18 protein-coding genes are annotated in these 21,161 nt (G+C 71.7%); 12 read left to right on the forward strand and 6 right to left on the reverse strand.

From position 1 onward, the window contains the following. The first annotated feature begins 47 nt into the window (after positions 1-47). From pdhA (ACT1U9_RS15885) to ACT1U9_RS15915, 7 genes are all read left to right on the forward strand, one after another. Positions 48-1,187: a pyruvate dehydrogenase (acetyl-transferring) E1 component subunit alpha gene (gene pdhA / locus ACT1U9_RS15885; RefSeq protein ID WP_444538922.1), complete on the forward strand. Its 1,140-nt coding sequence runs from the start codon at positions 48-50 to the stop codon at positions 1,185-1,187. Continuing rightward, positions 1,184-2,188 (forward strand): alpha-ketoacid dehydrogenase subunit beta, encoded by a 1,005-nt coding sequence (locus ACT1U9_RS15890; RefSeq protein ID WP_444538923.1) that lies wholly within the window; start codon positions 1,184-1,186, stop codon positions 2,186-2,188. The genes pdhA (ACT1U9_RS15885) and ACT1U9_RS15890 overlap by 4 nt, the downstream gene beginning before the upstream one ends. After that, positions 2,188-3,495 (forward strand): dihydrolipoamide acetyltransferase family protein, encoded by a 1,308-nt coding sequence (locus ACT1U9_RS15895; protein WP_444538924.1) that lies wholly within the window; start codon positions 2,188-2,190, stop codon positions 3,493-3,495. The genes ACT1U9_RS15890 and ACT1U9_RS15895 overlap by 1 nt, the downstream gene beginning before the upstream one ends. Positions 3,496-3,653: 158 nt before the next feature. Next, entirely contained in the window at positions 3,654-4,523 is an 870-nt protein-coding gene (locus ACT1U9_RS15900) for an NTP transferase domain-containing protein (protein WP_444538925.1), read from the forward strand. Then, the gene (locus ACT1U9_RS15905) at positions 4,520-5,863 is read left to right on the forward strand and encodes a molybdopterin molybdotransferase MoeA (protein WP_444538926.1); all 1,344 of its coding nucleotides are present in this window, start codon (positions 4,520-4,522) and stop codon (positions 5,861-5,863) included. Before ACT1U9_RS15900 ends, ACT1U9_RS15905 begins: the two co-directional genes overlap by 4 nt. A gap of 136 nt (positions 5,864-5,999) precedes the next feature. Further along, positions 6,000-7,079: a potassium channel family protein gene (locus ACT1U9_RS15910; protein ID WP_444539127.1), complete on the forward strand. Its 1,080-nt coding sequence runs from the start codon at positions 6,000-6,002 to the stop codon at positions 7,077-7,079. A 10-nt stretch (positions 7,080-7,089) separates the two neighbouring features. Next, positions 7,090-8,067, forward strand: a complete 978-nt coding sequence (locus ACT1U9_RS15915; protein ID WP_444538927.1) for an NAD(P)H-quinone oxidoreductase — start codon at positions 7,090-7,092, stop codon at positions 8,065-8,067. A 348-nt stretch (positions 8,068-8,415) separates the two neighbouring features. Here ACT1U9_RS15915 and ACT1U9_RS15920 read toward each other — a convergent pair whose 3' ends face one another. From ACT1U9_RS15920 to ACT1U9_RS15930, 3 genes are all read right to left on the reverse strand, one after another. Further along, a complete protein-coding gene (locus tag ACT1U9_RS15920; protein WP_444538928.1) occupies positions 8,416-8,943 on the reverse strand; it encodes a bacterial proteasome activator family protein in 528 nt (175 codons plus the stop codon). A 94-nt stretch (positions 8,944-9,037) separates the two neighbouring features. After that, positions 9,038-9,523: a hypothetical protein gene (locus ACT1U9_RS15925; RefSeq protein WP_444538929.1), complete on the reverse strand. Its 486-nt coding sequence runs from the start codon at positions 9,521-9,523 to the stop codon at positions 9,038-9,040. Between the two features lie 83 nt (positions 9,524-9,606). Then, entirely contained in the window at positions 9,607-11,223 is a 1,617-nt protein-coding gene (locus ACT1U9_RS15930; protein WP_444538930.1) for a protein kinase domain-containing protein, read from the reverse strand. A gap of 380 nt (positions 11,224-11,603) precedes the next feature. Here ACT1U9_RS15930 and ACT1U9_RS15935 point away from each other — a divergent pair, with 380 nt between their 5' ends. Then, positions 11,604-13,346, forward strand: coding sequence for a protein kinase domain-containing protein (locus ACT1U9_RS15935; RefSeq protein ID WP_444538931.1), 1,743 nt, complete (start codon positions 11,604-11,606; stop codon positions 13,344-13,346). Positions 13,347-13,415: 69 nt separating this feature from the next. Here the strand turns inward: ACT1U9_RS15935 and ACT1U9_RS15940 are convergent, their stop codons facing one another. The 3 genes from ACT1U9_RS15940 to ACT1U9_RS15950 form a co-directional block, all read right to left on the reverse strand. Then, entirely contained in the window at positions 13,416-14,594 is a 1,179-nt protein-coding gene (locus ACT1U9_RS15940; RefSeq protein ID WP_444538932.1) for a phosphotransferase, read from the reverse strand. Positions 14,595-14,609: 15 nt separating this feature from the next. Further along, positions 14,610-15,050 carry a pyridoxamine 5'-phosphate oxidase family protein gene (locus ACT1U9_RS15945; protein ID WP_444538933.1) on the reverse strand — a complete coding sequence of 147 codons (441 nt, stop codon included), beginning with the start codon at positions 15,048-15,050 and terminating at the stop codon, positions 14,610-14,612. Between the two features lie 279 nt (positions 15,051-15,329). Then, entirely contained in the window at positions 15,330-15,989 is a 660-nt protein-coding gene (locus ACT1U9_RS15950) for a response regulator (RefSeq protein ID WP_444538934.1), read from the reverse strand. 343 nt (positions 15,990-16,332) lie between these two features. Between ACT1U9_RS15950 and pdhA (ACT1U9_RS15955) the strand changes: the two genes are divergently transcribed. From pdhA (ACT1U9_RS15955) to ACT1U9_RS15970, 4 genes are all read left to right on the forward strand, one after another. Continuing rightward, positions 16,333-17,484 (forward strand): pyruvate dehydrogenase (acetyl-transferring) E1 component subunit alpha, encoded by a 1,152-nt coding sequence (gene pdhA, locus ACT1U9_RS15955; RefSeq protein ID WP_188276760.1) that lies wholly within the window; start codon positions 16,333-16,335, stop codon positions 17,482-17,484. Between the two features lie 2 nt (positions 17,485-17,486). Then, positions 17,487-18,467, forward strand: a complete 981-nt coding sequence (locus ACT1U9_RS15960; RefSeq protein ID WP_444538935.1) for an alpha-ketoacid dehydrogenase subunit beta — start codon at positions 17,487-17,489, stop codon at positions 18,465-18,467. Positions 18,468-18,481: 14 nt separating this feature from the next. Next, entirely contained in the window at positions 18,482-19,876 is a 1,395-nt protein-coding gene (locus ACT1U9_RS15965; protein ID WP_444538936.1) for a dihydrolipoamide acetyltransferase family protein, read from the forward strand. A gap of 144 nt (positions 19,877-20,020) precedes the next feature. After that, positions 20,021-21,148: a hypothetical protein gene (locus tag ACT1U9_RS15970; protein WP_444538937.1), complete on the forward strand. Its 1,128-nt coding sequence runs from the start codon at positions 20,021-20,023 to the stop codon at positions 21,146-21,148. Positions 21,149-21,161 lie beyond the last annotated feature (13 nt).

Here is a 21,161-nt window from a genome sequence, read left to right on the forward strand (position 1 = left end):
ATCACACTGCCGTGCCTCCTTCCGCTCCCAAGAGGAGGTGCTTCGTCATGACGGTCCAAGAGCTGCCCGGTGCCGGTGCCGCCGCCTACCGGCCCACCCCTCCCCCTGCCTGGAGGCCCCGCACCGACCCCGCCCCGCTGCTCCCGGACCCCGAGCCGTACCGCGTGCTCGGCACGGACGCCCCGCTCGACCGCGCCCTGATGCTGCGGCTCTACGCGGAGCTGGTCCGCGGCAGGCGGTACAACGCGCAGGCCACCGCCCTCACCAAGCAGGGCCGCCTCGCCGTCTACCCCTCCTCGACCGGCCAGGAGGCCTGCGAGGTCGCGGCCGCGCTGGTCCTCCAGGAGCAGGACTGGCTCTTCCCCAGCTACCGGGACACCCTCGCCGCCGTCGCCCGCGGGCTCGACCCCGTACAGGCCCTTACCCTGCTGCGCGGCGACTGGCACACCGGATACGACCCGCACGAGCACCGCATCGCCCCGCTGTGCACCCCGCTGGCCACTCAGCTCCCGCACGCGGTGGGCCTGGCGCACGCGGCCCGGCTCAAGGGCGACGACGTGGTGGCGCTCGCCATGGTCGGCGACGGCGGCACCAGCGAGGGCGACTTCCACGAGGCGCTGAACTTCGCGGCCGTCTGGCAGGCCCCGGTCGTCTTCCTGGTGCAGAACAACGGCTTCGCGATCTCCGTGCCGCTGGCCAAGCAGACCGCCGCGCCCTCCCTGGCCCACAAGGCCGTCGGGTACGGCATGCCGGGCCGGCTCGTCGACGGCAACGACGCGGCGGCGGTCCACGAGGTGCTGGCCGACGCGGTCGCGCGCGCCCGGCGCGGCGGCGGCCCCACCCTGATCGAGGCCGTGACCTATCGGATCGAGGCGCACACCAACGCCGACGACGCCACCCGCTATCGCGTCGACGCCGAGGTGGAGGCGTGGCGCGACCACGACCCGATCCGGCTCCTGGAGGCCGAGCTGACCAGCCGCGGATTCCTCGACGACAGCGAGAAACGGGCTGCGGCCGAGGCCGCCGAGACGATGGCCGCCGCCCTGCGCGAGCGGATGAACGCCGACGCCGAGCTCGACCCCATGGACCTCTTCGCCCATGTGTACGCCGAGAAGACGGCCCAACTGCGCGAACAGGAAGCCCAGTTGCGGGCGGAGCTGGCGGCGCACGAGGAGGGGGAGCGATGACCACGGTCGCGGCGAAGCCCGCCACCATGGCGCAGGCGCTGCAGCGCGCCATGCGCGACGCGATGGCCGAGGACCCCTCGGTCCATGTCCTCGGAGAGGACGTGGGCACGCTCGGCGGAGTCTTCCGGATCACCGACGGGCTCGCCAAGGAGTTCGGCGAGGACCGCTGCACCGACACCCCGCTCGCCGAGGCCGGCATCCTCGGCACGGCGGTCGGCATGGCGATGTACGGGCTGCGGCCCGTGGTGGAGATGCAGTTCGACGCGTTCGCCTATCCCGCGTTCGAGCAGCTGATCAGCCATGTCTCGCGGATGCGCAACCGCACGCGCGGCGCCATGGCGATGCCGCTGGTGGTGCGGGTGCCCTACGGCGGCGGCATCGGCGGCGTCGAGCACCACAGCGACTCCTCCGAGGCGTACTACATGGCGACCCCCGGGCTCCATGTGGTCACGCCCGCCACCGTCGAGGACGCGTACGGGCTGCTGCGGGCCGCCATCGCCTCCGACGACCCGGTGATCTTCCTGGAGCCCAAGCGGCTCTACTGGTCGAAGGCCGACTGGTTGCCGGAAGCGCCCGCGCACGTCGCCTCCATAGGCAAGGCGGTCGTGCGCCGCCCGGGCCGCAGCGCCACGCTCATCACGTACGGCCCGTCGCTGCCGGTCTGCCTGGAGGCGGCCGAGGCGGCGACAGCCGAGGGCTGGGACCTCGAAGTCGTCGACCTGCGCTCGCTGGTGCCCTTCGACGACGAGACGGTCTGCGCGTCGGTGCGGCGCACCGGCCGGGCGGTCGTCGTCCATGAGGCGACCGGCTTCGGCGGCCCCGGCGGCGAGATAGCGGCCCGGATCACCGAGCGCTGCTTCCACCACCTGGAGGCGCCCGTGCTGCGGGTCGCCGGGTTCGACATCCCGTACCCGCCGCCGATGCTGGAGAAGCACCATCTGCCGGGCGTCGACCGGGTGCTCGACGCGGTGGCGCGGCTGCAGTGGGAGGCGGAGAGCTGATGGCCCAGGTCCTGGAATTCAAGCTGCCGGACCTCGGCGAGGGCCTCACCGAGGCGGAGATCGTTCGCTGGCTGGTGGCGGTGGGCGACGTCGTCGCCATCGACCAGCCGGTCGTCGAGGTCGAGACCGCCAAGGCGATGGTCGAGGTGCCCTGCCCGTACGGCGGTGTGGTGACCGCGCGGTTCGGCGAGGAGGGCACGGAACTGCCCGTCGGCGCGCCGCTGTTGACGGTGGCGGTCGGGGAGCCGAGCGCGGCCGCGGCAGAGGCCGAGTCGTCGGAGTACTCCGGGAACGTGCTGGTGGGGTACGGGACGGGGGAGGCCGTGCGGCGGCGGCGCCGGGTGCGTCCGGTACCGGTGGGCGCGCCTGCCGCTGTGCCGGTTGTGCCCGCCGGGCCGCCGGTGTCCGCGTCTGCTTCCCGGGCCGCCGGTGCGCCGGTGGAGGGCGGGCCGGTGGCGGTCATCTCGCCGCTCGTACGGAAGCTGGCCCGGGAGAACGGGCTGGATCTGCGGGAGTTGACCGGGTCCGGGCCGGACGGGCTGATCCTGCGGTCCGACGTGGAGTCGGCGCTGCGGGCCGAGCCCGAGCCGGTACCGGTCGCGGCCGAGCCCGCCGCTGCCGGGACGCGCATACCCCTGCGCGGGATACGGGGCGCGGTCGCCGACAAGCTGGCACGCAGCCGGACCGAGATCCCGGACGCCACATGCTGGGTCGACGCGGACGCCACCGAGCTCATGGCGGCGCGGGCCGCGATGAACGCGGTGGGCGGCCCGAAGATCTCCGTACTGGCGCTGCTGGCCCGGATCTGCACGGCCGCGCTGGACCGCTACCCCGAGCTGAACTCGACGGTGGACACGGCGGCGCGGGAGATCGTACGGCTGCCCTCGGTGCATCTGGGCTTCGCCGCGCAGACCGAGCGGGGCCTGGTCGTGCCGGTGGTGCGGGACGCGCACGCCCGTAACGCGGCCTCGCTCAGCAAGGAGTTCGCGCGGCTCACCGAGGCCGCCCGGGCCGGGACGCTGACCCCCGGGGACCTGACCGGCGGGACGTTCACGCTGAACAACTACGGGGTGTTCGGGGTGGACGGCTCCACGCCGATCATCAACCACCCCGAGGCGGCGATGCTCGGCGTGGGCCGGATCATGGCCAAGCCGTGGGTGCACCAGGGTGAGCTGGCGATACGTCAGGTCGTCCAGCTGTCGCTGACGTTCGACCACCGGGTCTGCGACGGAGGGACGGCGGGCGGCTTCCTGCGGTACGTCGCGGACTGCGTGGAGCAGCCTGCGGTGCTGTTGCGGTCGCTGTAGCGGGAAGAGAGCGCGGCGGGCGGGTTCGGCGGGGCGGTTGGGCAGATTCCGCCGCCCCGGCCCGCTCCCCTGCTCGGGGGCGCGCCCACCCGCTCGGCCGTGGCCCCGCTGCGCCCCGGCAATCCCCCCACACGCCCCCGGCGCCGCATACTGCTGGGATGACGACGCCCTATGACGCCATCGTGCTCGCCGGAGGGGCCGCTCGGCGGCTTGGCGGGGTGGACAAGCCCGGGGTGCGGGTGGGCGGGCGGGCGCTGATCGATCGGGTGCTGGCCGCCTGTGCCGGGGCCGGGGAGACCGTGGTGGTCGGGGGGCGGCGGGCGACCGCGCGACCCGTTTCCTGGGCCCGGGAGGATCCGCCCGGCGGTGGGCCTCTCGCCGCCCTCGACGCCGGGGTTCGGCGGACCTCGGCCCCGCTCGTTCTCGTACTCTCCGCCGACCTGCCCTTCCTCGGTGAACCCACCGTCGAGGCCCTGCTGCGCGAAGTGGGCGAGCGCGAGGGTGTGCTCTGCGTGGACCGTGACGGGCGGGTTCAGCCGCTCGTCGCCGTCTACCGTGCCGAGCCGCTGCGCCGTGAGCTCGCTCTTCTGGCGGCCGAGCACGGGGGGCTCGCCGGGCTTCCCCTGCGCCTGCTGACGTCGGAACTCGATCTCGGTCGGCTCGCAGCCCCCGAACCCCTCGCGTCCTTCGACTGCGACACCTGGGAGGACATCGCGGCGGCCCGCGCCCGGATCAGGGAGCATGGGAACGTGCTGGACGAATGGATCACCGCAGTCAAGAACGAACTGGGCATCGACCTGGACGTCGACACCGGCGTGCTGCTCGACCTGGCCCGGGACGCCGCGCATGGCGTGGCCCGGCCCGCCGCGCCGCTGACCACCTTTCTGGTCGGGTACGCGGCGGCGAAGGCGGGCGGAGAGGGTACGGATGTGGCCGAGGCGGCACGCAAGGCCGCCGCCCTCGCCAACCTCTGGGCCGCCGAGGCCGCTGCCGACGCCGCTGCCGAGAAGGGTGAGTCCACCCCATGACCGGGGCCGATTCATCCGTGTCACCCGTCGACGACGGCGTGGAGGAGGCGCTTGCCCTGGTCAGGAAGCCCGCCTCTGCCCCCGTTCCGGCCCCCGGTGCCCGGGGCCGTCACCGCGCTGCCCGCTGGGGCGACGCCCGGGCCACGGCCGTCCAGGCCGGACGCTCGGTGCCCCGCCGTACCCATCGCGTACCGCTCGCGCAGGCGCTCGGCGAGACCCTGGCCGAGCCGCTGACCGCGCTCACCGATCTGCCGTCCTTCGACACCTCCGCCATGGACGGCTGGGTCGTCGCCGGACCCGGGCCCTGGCGCATCCGGGACGGGGGCGAGGCGCACGGCATTCTCGCCGGGCACGCCGCGCCCGCCCCGCTCGCCGACGGCGAGGCCGTACGGATCGCCACCGGGGCCCGTATCCCCGGCGAGGCGACCGCCGTCATCCGCAGTGAGCACGCCCGTGCGGACGCGGCCAAGGCGCTGCTCCACGCCGAACGGGACGTCGTCACCGGGCAGGACATCCGGCCGCGCGGGCAGGAGTGCCGCTCCGGTGACCAACTGCTGCCCGCCGCCGCGCTGGTCACCCCGGCGGTGCTGGGGCTCGCGGCGGCCGCCGGGTACGACGAGCTGTACACCCTGCCCCGGCCCCGCGTCGAGGTGTTCGTCCTCGGCGATGAACTGCTGGCCGACGGGCTTCCGCAGGAAGGGCTCATCCGGGACGCGCTCGGGCCGATGCTCGGGCCCTGGCTGCGCATGCTGGGCGCGGAGGTCGTCGCGACGCGGCGGCTCAAGGACGACGCGGACGTGCTGCTCGCCGCCGTCACCGGGTCCGAGGCGGACGTGGTCGTGACGACCGGCGGTACGGCGGCCGGACCCGTCGACCATGTCCATCCCGTGCTGCGGGCGGCAGGTGGTGAGCTGCTGGTGGACGGCGTCGCCGTCCGGCCGGGGCACCCGATGCTGCTGGCCCGGCTCGGTGCCGGGAAGTTCCTGGTAGGGCTGCCGGGCAATCCGCTCGCGGCCGTCTCCGCGCTGCTCACTCTCGCCGAGCCGCTGCTGTGGGAAATCGCGGGCCGGGTGGGCGCTGCCGCGCACACCGCCCCGTACACCGCACAGTTGCGCGACGAGGTCCATGGGCATCCGCATGACACGCGGCTCGTGCCCGTGGTGCACCGGGCGGGGCAGGTCGTGCCGCTGCACTACAACGGGCCGGCGATGCTGCGTGGGATCGCGGCGGCGGACGGGCTCGCGGTCGTGGCGCCGGGTGGGGCGCGGGCCGGGCAGGAAGTCGAGGTGCTGGATCTTCCCTGGGCTCAACTGGGCTCGGGGGAAGGGTGTTTCACGTGAAACATGCCGTCCGTGGTGCCGTTCGTAGTGTCGGCTTCGCCTCAAGTCCCGTATGTATGGCTTGTGTTTCACGTGAAACATCGCACCTTGATTCCGAGCGCGGTCTCAACTGCCCTACATCCGGGCGGTGTTTCACGTGAAACTGCCCGGCCAGGACGCGATCGCCCGCCAGGCCGGCGAGAAGCTGGAGACCCGGCGGGTGAAGCTGCCGCGCAGGGTCGTGGACAAGCCGCTGCGGCAGGTCGGCAAGCGGCTGTTGATGGCGCTCAGCGTGCTGATACTGACCACGTTCATCGTGTGGATCGACCGTGCGGGCTACCACGACAACGCCAACGACACCCTCGATCTCCTCGACGCCGCCTATTACGCCACCGTCACGCTCTCCACGACGGGTTACGGCGACATCGTTCCGTACAGCGACAGCGCGCGGCTGACCAACATCCTGCTGGTGACTCCGCTGCGCGTGCTCTTTCTGATCATCTTGGTCGGCACGACTCTTGAGGTCCTCACGGAACGGACCCGTGAGGAGTGGCGGCTCAACCGCTGGAAGGCGAACTTGCGAGATCACACTGTCGTCGTCGGCTTCGGTACGAAGGGGCGCTCGGCGATCCAGACGCTGTGTGCGACCGGGCTCAAGAAGGAGCAGGTCGTGGTCGTCGACCCGAGCGTGAAGGTGATCGAGGCGGCCAACGCGGAGGGGTTCGTCGGGGTCGTCGGGGACGCGACCCGCAGTGATGTGCTGCTGGGGGCCGAGCTCCAGAAGGCCCGTCAGATCGTCATCGCCACCCAGCGCGACGACACGGCGGTGCTGGTCGCGCTGACGGCACGCCAGCTCAACCGGGGGGCGAAGATCGTCGCGGCGGTGCGGGAGGAGGAGAACGCGCCGCTGCTGCGGCAGTCCGGGGCGGACGCGGTGATCACGAGCGCGAGTGCGGCGGGGCGGCTGCTCGGCCTCTCGGTGCTCAGCCCGAGCGCGGGCACGGTGATGGAGGATCTGATCCAGCAGGGCAGCGGGCTCGACCTCGTGGAGCGGCCGGTGAAGAAGAGCGAGGTGGGGCGCGGGGTCCGGGAGACCGAGGACCTGACGGTGAGTGTGCTGCGCGGGCACCGGCTGCTCGCGTACGACGACGCGGAGGCCAGCCCGCTGCGGCTCACCGACCGGCTGATCACGATCGTACGGGCGGGCGGCGGGGCCGCGGAGGGTGCGGCGGAGTAGCGTCGGTCGCATGCATGCGATCACGATTCCTGAGCCGGGTGGTCCCGAAGCGCTGGTGTGGGCCGAGGTGCCCGATCCCGTGGCGGGCGAGGGCGAGGTCCTCGTCGAGGTGGCGGCGGCGGCCGTCAACCGTGCGGATGTGTTGCAGCGGCAGGGGTTCTACGACCCGCCGCCGGGGGCGTCACCGTATCCGGGGCTTGAGTGCTCCGGGCGGATCGTCGCGCTGGGGCCCGGGGTGTCCGGGTGGTCCGTCGGCGACGAGGTGTGCGCGCTGCTGAGCGGCGGCGGGTACGCGGAGAAGGTGGCGGTGCCGGTCGGGCAGCTGCTGCCGGTGCCGGAGGGTGTGGAGCTGACGGTCGCGGCGGCGCTGCCGGAGGCCGTGGCGACGGTGTGGTCCAACGTGTTCATGGTGGCCCATCTGCGGCCCGGCGAGACGCTGTTGGTACACGGCGGCGCCAGCGGGATCGGCACGATGGCGATTCAGCTGGCCAAGGCGGTGGGGGCGCGGGTCGCCGTCACGGCGGGCGGGCCCGAGAAGCTGGCGCGGTGCGCGGAGCTGGGGGCGGACATCCTGATCGACTACCGCTCGCAGGACTTCGTAGAGGAGATCCGCAAGGCGACGGACGGCGCGGGGGCGGACGTCATCCTCGACATCATGGGCGCGAAGTATCTCGACCCGAATGTGCGGGCGTTGGCGGTGAACGGGCGCCTCGCCGTCATCGGGATGCAGGGCGGGGTCAAGGGCGAGCTCAACCTCGGGGCGCTGATGGCCAAGCGGGCGGCTGTGACGGCCACGACGCTGCGGGGGCGGCCTTCGGTGGAGAAGGCGGCGATCGTGGCGGCGGTGCGGGAGCATGTGTGGCCGCTGATTCCGGCCGGGCGGGTGCGGCCGGTGGTGGATCAGGTGGTGCCGATGGCCGATGCGGCTTCGGGGCATCGGGCGCTGGAGGCGGGGCGGCATGTGGGGAAGGTGCTGTTGGTGGTGTGAGGGGTTTTGCCCCCGACCCGCCCCTTCCCTGAACCCTCCGGGGGTGGGCGGGGGTTGAGGTGGGAGGGGGGTTTCCCGGGGGCTGCGCCCCCGGACCCCGCGCGGGCCTGCAACCCCCTGGGGCTCCGCCCCTGGACCCCGGCGAGGGCTGCGCACCCTGCACCCCGCTGGGGGCGGGTGGGGCCGCGTGCCTCGCTGGGGTGGGTGAGCGGGGCTGCGCCCGTACGACCCCGGCTGGGGGCGGGTGGGTGGCGGGGGCTGCCGCCCCCTGCACCCCGCTCGGGGCTCCGCCCCGGACCCCCGTGTGTGGGCTGCGGGTAGCCGGGGCCTCGCCCCGGCCCCCACCACCTACAGGTACGGACCCGACCGCACGCCCGCCCCGTCGTCCTCGTCGTGGGGGGCGCCGGGCGGGAGGGCTCGGCGCATTTGTTCCAGTTGGGCTCGGGCTGCCATTTGCTGGGCGAACAGGGCCGTCTGGATGCCGTGGAAGAGGCCTTCCAGCCAGCCGACCAACTGGGCCTGCGCGATGCGCAGTTCCGCCTCGGACGGGATCGCCTCGTCCGTGAAGGGGAGGGAGAGGCGCTCCAACTCCTCCACCAGCTCCGGGGCCAGGCCGTCTTCCAGTTCCTTGACGGACGACGCGTGGATGTCCTTCAGGCGTACACGGCTCGCCTCGTCCAGAGGAGCCGCGCGCACTTCTTCCAGAAGCTGCTTGATCATGCTGCCGATGCGCATGACCTTCGCGGGTTGTTCGACCATCTCCGTCACCGGGACCTCGCGCGACTCGTCGTCACCGCCGCCGATGGCCATACCGTCCTGTCCGACGACCAGGATGTGGGGGCTGTCCGGCGACTGTTCGTTCCTCGGCATCTCCATGCCGTCCATTCTCTCGCACACGTGCCTCACATCACGTTGTGCCCCCGAAGAGAGGTGATCCACCCCGATTCCGGGAGCTGAACCGCACGTCGTGCTATGGGCGGCGCAGGCGCAGTGCGAGGAAGGCCAGGCCCAGTCCCGTCAGTGCGAGGCCCGCTCCCATCGACAGTACGTGCACTCGTAGCTCGGACGACGTCGAGAGGCGGCCCGGTGACGCTTTTTTGCGGGCGGCGGCCGCCGGGAGCGCGCTCGGCGGAGCCACGGGCGGCGTGGGTGTGGGGACGGCCGCGGGGATCGGCTCCGCCGATGCGTCCGGTACGTACGGGAGGGTCTCCGGCGCCCGGCCCGGACGCGCTCGCCCCTCTCCGGCCTTGCGGCCCGCCAGCCGCTGGTCGAGCGACAGGGAGGGCGTGGCCGGCGCCGGTGACCTCTCGTCCGCGTACGCCGGCGGAGCCAGGAACAGCCCGTTCGCGTACGCCAGCGGAGTCAGGAACAGCTCGTTCGCGTACACCGGCGGGGTCAGGAACAGCAGGCCCGCCAGCGCGGTGCCCGCGCCGAGTGTCCGGAGCCCTGAAGCCATGCAGCCAGCGTCACACGGGCCGACATGTGTGGCATCTCGCGCGCGCCACCCGGGGTACGGGGGCGGCGCGCGCGTCACCGTGCCTACTGCTGCGGCGGGTTGCCCGTCGACACCGTCAGGGAGAACTGGGCTTCCTTCGGGTCCACGTCCACACCCGCCGCCGGGAACTGGGTCACCACGACGTCCTGGCCCCACTGGCCGTTGTCGACCGCGTTGGTGTTGAGCTTCCAGCCCGCGGCCTGGATGCAGGACTTCACCGACAGGATGTCCTTGTAGGTGAAGTCGGGCGCCTGGACCTTCGACGGGTCGAGGGCGGACTTCTGCGGGCTGGTGCACTTGGTTGTGTCCAGCGTGCGGTTGCGCTCCGGGTCCTTGTGGCCCGCGACGGCGGAGCCGGAGGCCTTGGAGTCGCCCGCCTTGCCCGAGTCGCCGCCGCTGTTCATCATCAGCGCCGCGACCAGACCGCCGACCGCGAGGACGGCGACGGCGATCGCGCCGACGATCACGGGCGTGTTCTTCTTCGAAGAAGAACCACCGACGGCCGGGGCGCTCGGGCCGGTCGGCGAGATCGTGTAGGGCGGCGGGGTCTGCTGGGCCATCGGGGCCGGCTGCTGCATCTGCTGCTGCGGGTAGCCGTACGAGGGCTGCGGCGTCGGGGCCGGGGTCGGCGGGCCGTACGGGCTCGCCTGGTACGGCGTCTGGACGCTGCCCTGGTAGCCCTGCTGGGCCGAGGAGTCCAGCGGCGGGAAGACCGCCGAGCCGACGCCCTGACCACTGGAGACCGGGGCGCCGCCGGTGATCACCGGGGCAGCTCCCGTCTGGCCGCTGGCCGAGATACGGGCGATCTCGTCGCGCATCGCGGCCGCGCTGGGGAAGCGCTCGTTCGGGTTCTTCTTCAGCGCGCGGGCGACCAGCGCGTCCACGGCCGGCGGGATGGAGCGGTTGATCGAGGAGGGCGCGACCGGCTCCTCCTGGACGTGCGCGTACGCGATCGCCAGCGGCGAGTCCGCGTCGAACGGGATCCGGCCGGTGAGCAGCTGGAAGAGCATGATGCCGACCGAGTACAGGTCGGAGCGGGCGTCGACGCCGCGGCCGAGCGCCTGCTCGGGCGACAGGTACTGCGGGGTGCCGACGACCATGCCGGTCTGCGTCATCGAGGTGACGCCGGACTGCATGGCGCGCGCGATGCCGAAGTCCATGACCTTGACCACGCCGCGCTTGGTGACCATCACGTTGCCCGGCTTGATGTCCCGGTGGACCAGGCCCATCTCATGGCTGACCTCAAGGGCCGCCAGGACGTCGGCGGTCATCTTGAGGGCCTTGTCGGCGGGCATCGCGCCGTAGTGCTGGATGTCGGTGTGCAGCACCGAGCCGAGCGGCTGGCCCTCCACGTACTCCATGACGATGTACGGCATGGTCGCGCCGCCCAGCTCGTCCTCGCCGGTGTCGAAGACGGACACGATGTTGGTGTGCTGGAGCTTGGCGACGGCCTGGGCCTCGCGGCGGAAGCGCTCGCGGAAGGACGCTTCTCGGCCGAGTTCGGTGTGCAGGGTCTTGATGGCCACCTGGCGGTCGAGCGCGGCGTCGTACGCCAGGTAGACCGAGGCCATGCCGCCTTCGCCGAGGAGGTCGCGCAGCTGGTAGCGCCCGCCCGCGATGGAGCCGCCCGCATAGCGGCCCTGTGCGCCGTCCTGGCTCATGACTGTGCTTCCCCCTTGGCGCGGTGGCCAGTGATGATCCTTGAAATTTTCTAGGCAAGTCTGCCCGAGGGGTACGACACGTCAAGCCGAGTGCCCGTTCCGTGACCGTACGCGCAAGAAGCGTCTCGTAAGCGTTACAGGAATCGCATCGAATTTGCATGGGTACACGCGGAACCGATTGGATGGCCGGTCCATCCCGATCCGGCGCCCCGCGCGAACGCTGTAGCGTGCACTACTGCACAACCAGTAGGACGCAGACCAGCAGGGCACACCGGCAGTACCAGCAGGACCAGGCCGCGACGAGGCAGCAAGGCACTGCGCGTGACCGTAAGACTGTAAGGAACCACCGCTGACGCGGCCAGACACGACGGCGAGGACTGATGGCACCCGAACCCGAGGGAAACGGCGCCGGGATGGCCGATGCGCAGGATCACGAGTCGTGGGTCGGCGGACTCGTCGGTGACGGCCGCTACCGGCTGACCCACCGGCTCGGCCGCGGCGGCATGGCGGAGGTCTTCGCGGCGGAGGACGTACGCCTGGGCCGTACGGTCGCGGTGAAGCTGCTGCGCCCCGACCTCGCCGAGGACCCGGTCTCCAAGGCCCGCTTCACGCGCGAGGCGCAGTCGGTGGCCGGCCTCAACCACCATGCGGTGGTGGCGGTCTACGACTCGGGCGAGGACGTGGTGGGCGGCCAGACCGTCCCGTACATCGTGATGGAGCTGGTCGAGGGCCGCACCATCCGCGATCTGCTGGTGGATGCGGACGCGCCGCCTCCGGAGCAGGCGCTGATCATCGTCTCCGGCGTCCTGGAGGCGCTGGCGTACTCGCACCAGCACGGCATCGTGCACCGCGACATCAAGCCCGCGAACGTGATCATCACGCATGCCGGCGCGGTCAAGGTGATGGACTTCGGCATCGCGCGCGCCCTGCACGGCGCGCAGTCGACGATGACCCAGACCGGCATGGTCATGGGCACGCCGCAGTACCTCTCGCCCGAGCAGGCGCTCGGCAAGGCCGTCGACCACCGCTCCGACCTGTACGCGACCGGCTGCCTGCTGTACGAACTGCTCGCGCTGCGCCCGCCCTTCACCGGCGAGACACCGTTGTCAGTGGTGTACCAGCACGTGCAGGACACCCCGGTTCCGCCGTCGAACGTGTCCGATGTGGCGCCGCCGGAACTCGACGGGCTCGTCATGCGTTCTCTCGCCAAGGACCCGGACGACCGTTTCCAGTCCGCCGAGGAGATGCGCGGCCTGGTCCAGTACGGACTGCAGATGCTCCAGGCGCAGGGCGGCCACACCGGCACCTGGAACACCGGCCCGGTCGCGGTGATGCACGAGGGCGCCCACACCCCCGCCATGGGCATGACCGCACCGACCACGGCCATGGGCCACCCCATGCACGGGGAGACCTCGCAGTTCCGCGGTCCGATCCTGCCGCCGATGAACCCGGACGACGGCGGGTACGACGGCGGCTACGGCCAGGGCGGCTACAACGGCAACGGCTACCACGGCAACGGCGGCCGCCGCCGCGGCGGCCGGGGCAAGGTGCTCCTGTTCGTGGTGCTCGCGATCATCGCGATCGCGGCGGGCGTGGCCTTCGCGATCAACGCGGCGAACAAGAAGGACAGCAACGGGCCGGCCAAGCACCCGACGGTCTCCAACACCCCGTCGCAGTCCGAGTCGCAGACCTCGCCGACCCCGGACGACCAGAGCAGCAAGGGGCAGGACCAGAACACGACGACCGGCGGCAGCGACGAAGAGCCGACCCACCGGCCGTCGCGCAAGCCGCACAAGTCGACCTCGCCGAAGCCGGGGACGAACCAGGGGACGACGTCCGGTACGACATCGGGCACGAACCAGGGGACGACCTCGGGGACGACGTCCGGCACGGACCAGGGCACGAGCACGGGCACCGACTCGGGCACCAGCGCCGGCACGGAGGGCACCAGCACCGGTACGAGCACCGGCACGGAGGGCACCACCACGGGCACTTCGACCGGGACGAGCACGGGCACCACGTCCGGAACGAGCACGGGCACCTCGTCCGGTACGACGGGCACCACTGCCGGGCCGACCGCCGGGGGCCAGAGCGCCGGTGGCAGCACGCCCAAGATCGGGTGACGTCCGGGGCGCGTCGACCGCTGTGCGGCCGCGCGTCCAACGGCGGCTGAATACGGGGCCGTTCGAGGGCTAGCCCGCGAACGCCTCGCAGACCGCCTCGTATTCGCTGGTCCACCAGACCGCCAGGGCCGACGCCGCGGGGAACTGCGGGTCGGCCCTTCGGTCGTGGAGCTGGTAGCGCCAGCGCAGGATCCAGAAGTCGTTGAGCCGTTCCCACCACACGCGGTGGACGGCGGCGGCGAGTTCGGCCGGGTCGGCGCCGGTCGCGCTCCGGTACGCCCGGGCGTACGCGCGTACCTTGTCCAGCTCCAACTCCCCGGCCGGGCGGACGAAGAAGATCACGGCGGCCCGTACCGCCTCCTCCGCGCGGGGCTGGACGCCGAGGCGGTCCCAGTCGACGATCGCAGCGGGTTCCTTGCCCTGGTAGAGCAGGTTCAGGGGGTGGAAGTCGCCGTGCACCCAGCCGCCGGCGGGCTGCGCGGGCGGGCGGCGGTGGGCGTGCTCCTCGATGAGGACGCGGCGTTCGCGCAGCCGGTGTTCGGCGAGCTCGTCGAAGGAGTCGCGGGGGCGGCGCCGGCGGGTGCGGACGAGCAGGTCGTCGATGAGGGCGAAGGTGTCGGCGGGGTCGGCGCTGGCGTGGGTGGCGGGGCGTGCGTCCGCCGGTGCGCTTGTCCGTGCGCCTGTTTGTGCGGTTGTTTGCGAATGCGTGTATGCGTGCGCCTGGATGGGCAGTTGTACGCCCGCGTGTGCGCGCGGTTGTGCGCCCCTTTGCGCCCCTGTCTGCGGGTCCGTCTGCGCACCCGCCTGCGGGTCCGTCGGTGCCGCCGGGGCGCGCCCCTCCATAACCTCTTCCAGGCAGGTGTGTACGAGGCCGAGCAGCGCGCCGAGCCGCCGGGAGCCGACGGCGCCGAGCTGGGCGCCGTCGCGGTGGCGGCCGTGGACCCACGGGTGCAGGGCGTAGCAGCGGCCGCCGAGCACGGTGACGGTCTCGCCGTCGTCGTCCGGCACCGGGGGTGCGACGGGGATGCCGAGTGTCTGGAGGCGGCGGGTGGCGTCGTGCTGGCGGGCGATGGCCTGGTGGTCGCCGTCGAGGTGGTGCTTGAGGAAGTACTCGCCCCGGGTGGTGGCCAGGCGGTAACCGCGGTTGAGGAGGCCCTGGGCGACGGGTTCGCAGGCCAGCGGCTCGCCCAGCGAGGTGTATCGGCGCAGCAGGTCCCTCACGGGCGGGGTTGCATATGAGCGCGGCACGCGCCAGATGTTAGATCACGCGGCGTTGCGCAGGTGTCGCTCTGGGGAATAGTCCAGGGAGTGGACGGTCACGAACTGGGGTTCGATACGGAGGTAGACCGGGTCGAAGTCCTCGCCGTCCACGTGGCGGGGGGCCGGGCCGAACATATCCAGTTCTGCGGGGGTGGGGGTGACGGGTTCGGCGGTGCCGGTGAACTGGACGGACCAGAGGTGGCCGGCGGCCGTGCTTCCGCACGCGGTTTCGCCTGCGCAAAGGTTGTCGGCGCCGTATGCCACGACGCTGCCCGCGCAGGCTTCGTGGTAGCCGAGGCCCGCGTGGATGCGGAGGATGACGCGGCCGTCGACCACGATGTGCCTGGCCGGGGCCACGAAGGGGAGGGCTCGCATGCTGGTGGCTATGCGGCCGTACGAGACTCGGTGGAGGAGGTCGAGTGCGCGGGTTTCCTCGGTGGACATGGGTCCACTCTCGTGCCGGTGCTACACCCTCCGACAGTGCCGGGGGCCCCTGGGGGGCGGGCCCTAGGTCCCGAATCCGCGTCGGCGGCAGGGGGCGCCTGCGGCGGGCTTGTTCCCCGTCCCGCCCCTTCCCGAAAGCCTCCGGCGGGTGTCGTTCGTCTGGCCGCCGGTGGGGGCTTGTCGCGCAGTTCCCCGCGCCCCCAGGAGGGCCCGAAGGGCCCATCTCAGGGGCGCGGGGAACTGCGCGAGCAACCCGGCACGATCCGCAGCCGAAGGGGGCTAATGCCTCTCCGCCTGCAGGCGGGCCACATACGCCGCCGCCTGGGACCGTCGCTCCATTCCCAGCTTCGACAGCAGTGATGACACGTAGTTCTTGATCGTCTTCTCCGCCAGGTGCAGGCGTTCGCCGATCACCCGGTTCGTCAGGCCCTCGCCGATCAGGTCGAGGATCTTTCGTTCCTGCTCCGTCAGGTTCGACAGGCGGTCGTCGCCCTTGCGGGCGCCGCCGTCGCGGAGGCGTTCCAGGACGCGGGCGGTCGCGACCGGGTCGAGGAGGGACTTGCCGGCCGCCACGTCGCGTACCGCCGAGAGCAGTTCGCTGCCCCGGATCGCCTTGAGGACGTAACCGGACGCACCGGCCATAATCGCGTCAAACAGGGCCTCGTCATCGGCGAACGACGTGAGCATCAGGCATTTGATGTCCTCGTTCTGTGACCGGATCTCGCGGCAGACCTCCACGCCGCTGCCGTCCGGTAGCCGGACGTCGAGCACCGCCACGTCCGGACGGGTCGCGGGGATCCTGACCAGGGCATCCGCCGCGGTGCCGGCCTCGCCGACCACTTCGATGTCGTCCTCGACGGAGAGCATTTCGTGGACGCCACGGCGGACCACTTCGTGGTCGTCGAGCAGGAATACGGTGATTTTGCCTGGTTCGCGCACGGAATCAGTCTCACACATTCGCTCTTCCCGTGCCGCAGGTGACCGGGATAACGTGCCGTTGTTCCGGCGGCCTGCAAGGCTGTCATCAGTGCTGTGACCAGTGGTTGTTCCCCGCTTTCCGGATTTACTTGGAAATCCAAGCAAAATCGCAGGTCAAATGGGGTTTCGCAGTAATGCGCAGCACTGGGTAACGTGCCTATGACAGGGCGCTCGCCGGGGCACCTGTCACGCCTGTCCCGGCGAGGCGCACCCACCCCCGTGCACCCGCGACCGGAAGCAGGCGAGGAGCCGCAACTGGCCACACCGGCGAACCCGGGGGCCGGACAGACGGAGGAGCACGCACGTGACCGTGGAGAGCACTGCCGCGCGCAAACCGCGACGCAGCAGCAAGCGCACCGGTAGCAGCGCCGGGAAGGCTGTCGCCGATCCCCAGCTCGTACAGCTGCTGACGCCCGAGGGCGAGCGGGTCGAGCACCCTGACTACGACGTTGACCTGAGCCCCGAGGAGCTGCGCGGTCTCTACCGCGACATGGTGCTGACCCGGCGTTTCGACGCCGAGGCCACCGCACTGCAGCGCCAGGGCGAGCTGGGTCTGTGGGCCTCGCTGCTGGGCCAGGAGGCCGCCCAGATCGGCTCCGGCCGCGCCCTGCGCGACGACGACTACGTGTTCCCCACGTACCGCGAGCACGGTGTCGCCTGGTGCCGCGGGGTCGACCCCACCAATCTGCTCGGCATGTTCCGCGGTGTGAACCACGGCGGCTGGGACCCCAACAGCAACAACTTCCACCTGTACACGATCGTCATCGGCTCGCAGACGCTGCACGCGACCGGTTACGCCATGGGTGTGGCCAAGGACGGCGCGGACTCGGCGGTCATCGCCTACTTCGGCGACGGCGCCTCCAGCCAGGGCGATGTCGCGGAATCGTTCACGTTCTCCGCCGTCTACAACGCCCCGGTCGTGTTCTTCTGCCAGAACAACCAGTGGGCGATCTCGGAGCCGACCGAGAAGCAGACCCGGGTGCCGCTCTACCAGCGCGCCCAGGGCTACGGCTTCCCGGGCGTTCGCGTCGACGGCAACGACGTCCTGGCGTGCCTGGCCGTGACCCGGTCCGCCCTTGAGCGCGCCCGGCGCGGCGAGGGCCCGACCCTGGTCGAGGCGTTCACGTACCGGATGGGCGCGCACACCACCTCCGACGACCCGACGAAGTACCGGGCGGACGAGGAGCGCGAGGCGTGGGAGGCCAAGGACCCGATCCTGCGGCTGCGCACCTACCTGGAGAAGGCGGGCCACGCCGACGAGGCCTTCTTCGCCTCCCTGGAGGAGGAGTCGGAGACGCTCGGCAAGCGCGTGCGCGAGGCGGTGCGGGCCATGCCCGACCCCGACCGGATGGCGATCTTCGAGAACATCTACGCCGACGGGCACGCGCTCGTCGACGAGGAGCGGGCCCAGTTCGCGGCCTACCAGGCGTCGTTCGCGGATGGGGAGGGCAAGTAGCCATGACCGTACAGAAGCTTCCCATCGCCAAGGCGATCAACGAATCGTTGCGCAAGGCCATGGAGACCGACCCCAAGGTCCTCATCATGGGCGAGGACGTCGGCAAGCTCGGCGGCGTCTTCCGCGTCACCGACGGGCTGCAGAAGGACTTCGGCGAGGGCCGGGTCATCGACACCCCGCTCGCCGAGTCCGGCATCGTCGGCACCGCGATCGGTCTGGCCCTGCGCGGCTACCGCCCGGTCGTGGAGATCCAGTTCGACGGCTTCGTCTTCCCCGCGTACGACCAGATCGTCACCCAGCTCGCGAAGATGCACGCCCGCGCGCTCGGCAAGATCAAGCTGCCGGTCGTCGTCCGTATCCCCTACGGCGGCGGCATCGGCGCGGTCGAGCACCACAGCGAGTCGCCCGAGGCGCTGTTCGCGCACGTCCCGGGCCTGAAGGTGGTCTCGCCCTCGAACGCGTCGGACGCGTACTGGATGATGCAGCAGGCCATCCAGAGCGACGACCCGATCATCTACTTCGAGCCGAAGCGGCGTTACTGGGACAAGGGCGAGGTCGACACCGAAGCCATTCCCGGCCCGCTGCACAAGGCCCGTACGGTCCGCGAGGGTTCGGACCTCACCCTGGTCGCCTACGGCCCGATGGTGAAGGTCTGCCTTGAGGCGGCCGCCGCGGCCCAGGAAGAGGGCAAGTCGGTCGAGGTCGTGGACCTGCGCTCGATGTCCCCGATCGACTTCGACGCGGTGCAGGCGTCGGTGGAGAAGACGGGCCGTCTGGTGGTCGTCCACGAGGCGCCGGTCTTCTACGGCGCGGGCGCGGAGATCGCCGCGCGGATCACCGAGCGCAGCTTCTACCACCTGGAGGCCCCGGTGCTCCGGGTCGGCGGCTACCACGCCCCGTACCCGCCGGCGCGCCTGGAGGAGGAGTACCTGCCGGGCCTTGACCGGGTGCTCGACGCCGTCGACCGCTCGCTGGCGTACTGAGGAGTCCCGTGACCATGACTGAAACTTCTGCCCGCTTCCGCGAGTTCAAGATGCCGGACGTCGGCGAGGGGCTCACCGAGGCGGAGATCCTCAAGTGGTATGTCCAGCCCGGTGACACCGTCACGGACGGCCAGGTCGTGTGCGAGGTGGAGACGGCGAAGGCGGCCGTCGAACTGCCCATCCCCTACGACGGTGTGGTGCACGAGCTGCGCTTCCCCGAGGGCACGACGGTGGACGTCGGCGAGGTGATCATCTCGGTGGACGTGGCGCCGGGCTCCGGTGAGCCGGTCGCCGAGGCTGTCGCTGAAGCCGCGGCCCTCGTCACGGAGGCCGCCGAAGAGGCTGAGGACGCCGAGCCCAAGGGCCGTCAGCCGGTCCTCGTCGGATACGGCGTCGCCGAGTCCTCGACCAAGCGCCGTCCGCGCAAGGGGGCTTCGGTTCCCGAGCAGGCGGCGGCCGCGGCCGTCCAGGCCGAGCTGAACGGCCATGCGGCCCCGCCGGTGGCCAAGCCGCTGGCGAAGCCGCCGGTCCGCAAGCTGGCCAAGGACCTGGGCATCGACCTGGCGACCGTGGTCCCCACCGGCCCGGACGGCATCATCACCCGCGCGGACGTCCACGCGGCCGCCGCGCCCGCTCCGGTGGCCGAGCCAGTCGACGTTTCACGTGAAACAACGCCCGTTCCCACGGCGGAAGTTCAGCCCGCCGGTGCCCGTGAGACCCGTATCCCCGTCAAGGGCGTACGCAAGGCGACCGCGGCGGCGATGGTGGGTTCGGCGTTCACGGCCCCGCATGTCACGGAGTTCGTGACGGTGGACGTGACCCGCACGATGAAGCTGGTCGAGGAGCTCAAGGGCGACAAGGAGATGGCGGGTCTGCGGGTCAACCCGCTGCTGCTCATCGCCAAGGCCCTGCTGGTCGCCATCAAGCGCAACCCCGACGTCAACGCGTCGTGGGACGAGGCGGCGCAGGAGATCGTCCTCAAGCACTATGTGAACCTCGGCATCGCGGCCGCCACCCCGCGCGGTCTGATCGTCCCGAACATCAAGGACGCCCACGACAAGACGCTGCCGCAACTCGCGGCCGCGCTCGGTGACTTGGTGTCCACCGCTCGCGAGGGCAAGACGTCGCCCGCCGCGATGCAGAACGGTACGGTCACGATCACCAACGTCGGCGTCTTCGGCGTCGACACCGGCACGCCGATCCTCAACCCCGGCGAGTCGGCGATCCTGGCGGTCGGCGCGATCAAGCTCCAGCCGTGGGTCCACAAGGGCAAGGTGAAGCCGCGTCAGGTCACCACCCTGGCGCTGTCGTTCGACCACCGCCTGGTCGACGGCGAGCTCGGCTCCAAGGTCCTGGCGGATGTCGCCGCGATCCTGGAGCAGCCGAAGCGGCTCATCACCTGGGCGTAGCAGCCCGGCAGTTGACGCAGTCGCGCCCCCGGCCGTTGAACGGCGCGCCGGGGGCCGCGGCTGTTTTCGAGGGCAATCGCGGTCACCTCGGATCTTGACGCGATCTTGTCGCTCCGGCTTGATCTGTAGGCGCAGAATGACTGCGTGGTACCGAAACAGGACAAGCCGTCCCGTACAACGGACGGTTCATCGCGCTCGCGCAACCGCGGCGGGCTCATCTACTCCGCGACGCTCGGCGTCGCCTTCGCACTCATCGCGGCCTGGCTGCTCCTGGTGAACATGCCGCGCGCGCTCGAATCGGAGCGCGACTTCCGGGCCGCCGTCGACTGCCCCGCACAGTCGCAGGCCCAGTCCCGGTCCGCGCCCCCGTCCGACGAGGACTGTCTGCGCTCCGTGCCCGCGCACGTCGACCACACCCGGGACGCACGGCGCAAGACGCCGTCGTACTGGATGTACGTGAAGCTGGCCGACGGGACGACCGACCGGGCCCGCCTTGAGGGGCGCGCCGGGAGCGTGACCCCTGGCCAGGTCCATGTCCGGTACTGGCGCGGCCAGATCCGGGCCGTCCACTTCGCGGACGGCTGGCAGTCCGCCTACGCCGAACCGACCGGCAACTGGCGCGCGTTCGCCGCCTGGGGCCTCGGCCTCGGCGTCTTCAGCACGGGGTTCCTGTGGTCCGCGTACTGGTGGGCCCTGCGCTCGGGCTCCTCGCGCAAGGCCAACCCCTGGCAGGTCGCACTGCCGACGCTGACCGCGTTCGGCGCCGCCGGGGTCGCCGTCGGTCTGGCCCTGCTGGCCGACAGCGTCCAGGACGCCCTGCTCGGCACCGCCGGGGCCGTCGGCGTCGGCCTGGCCGGGTGCCTGCTCACCGGCTTCGTGCTCGCGCGACGGGGGACCGAGGACGACACCATCGAGGTCGAGCCGGTCGCTCCCGGGACCGGCGAGGAGATCTTCCCCGGCGCCGTCCTCGGGGAGGTGCCCTACAGCGCGGGCAACGGCGGTGGCTATCTCGTGACCGGCCCGGGCCTGTTCGCGACCACCCCCGACCCGACCGGCGCGTTCGCCCGGACGACCGTGCCGCGCACCCTCGTCCCGCAGCGCGTCCGGCGCCCGTACTGGACCGACCCCGGCGGCGGCGACTACCCGGCCGAGACGCTGGTCGTGGAGTGCCGGGACGGCGAGACGCCGGTGCTCGTCGTCACGGAGAAGAAGAACGTGGGGTGGGTGCTGGGGGCGCTGGAGAAGGCCTCCGGCCAGAGCACCACGGCCTGAGCCGAGTCGCCGC

Origin of the sequence: Streptomyces sp. BR1 (genome assembly GCF_052373795.1) — a bacterium.
Classification (GTDB): Bacteria; Actinomycetota; Actinomycetes; order Streptomycetales; family Streptomycetaceae; genus Streptomyces.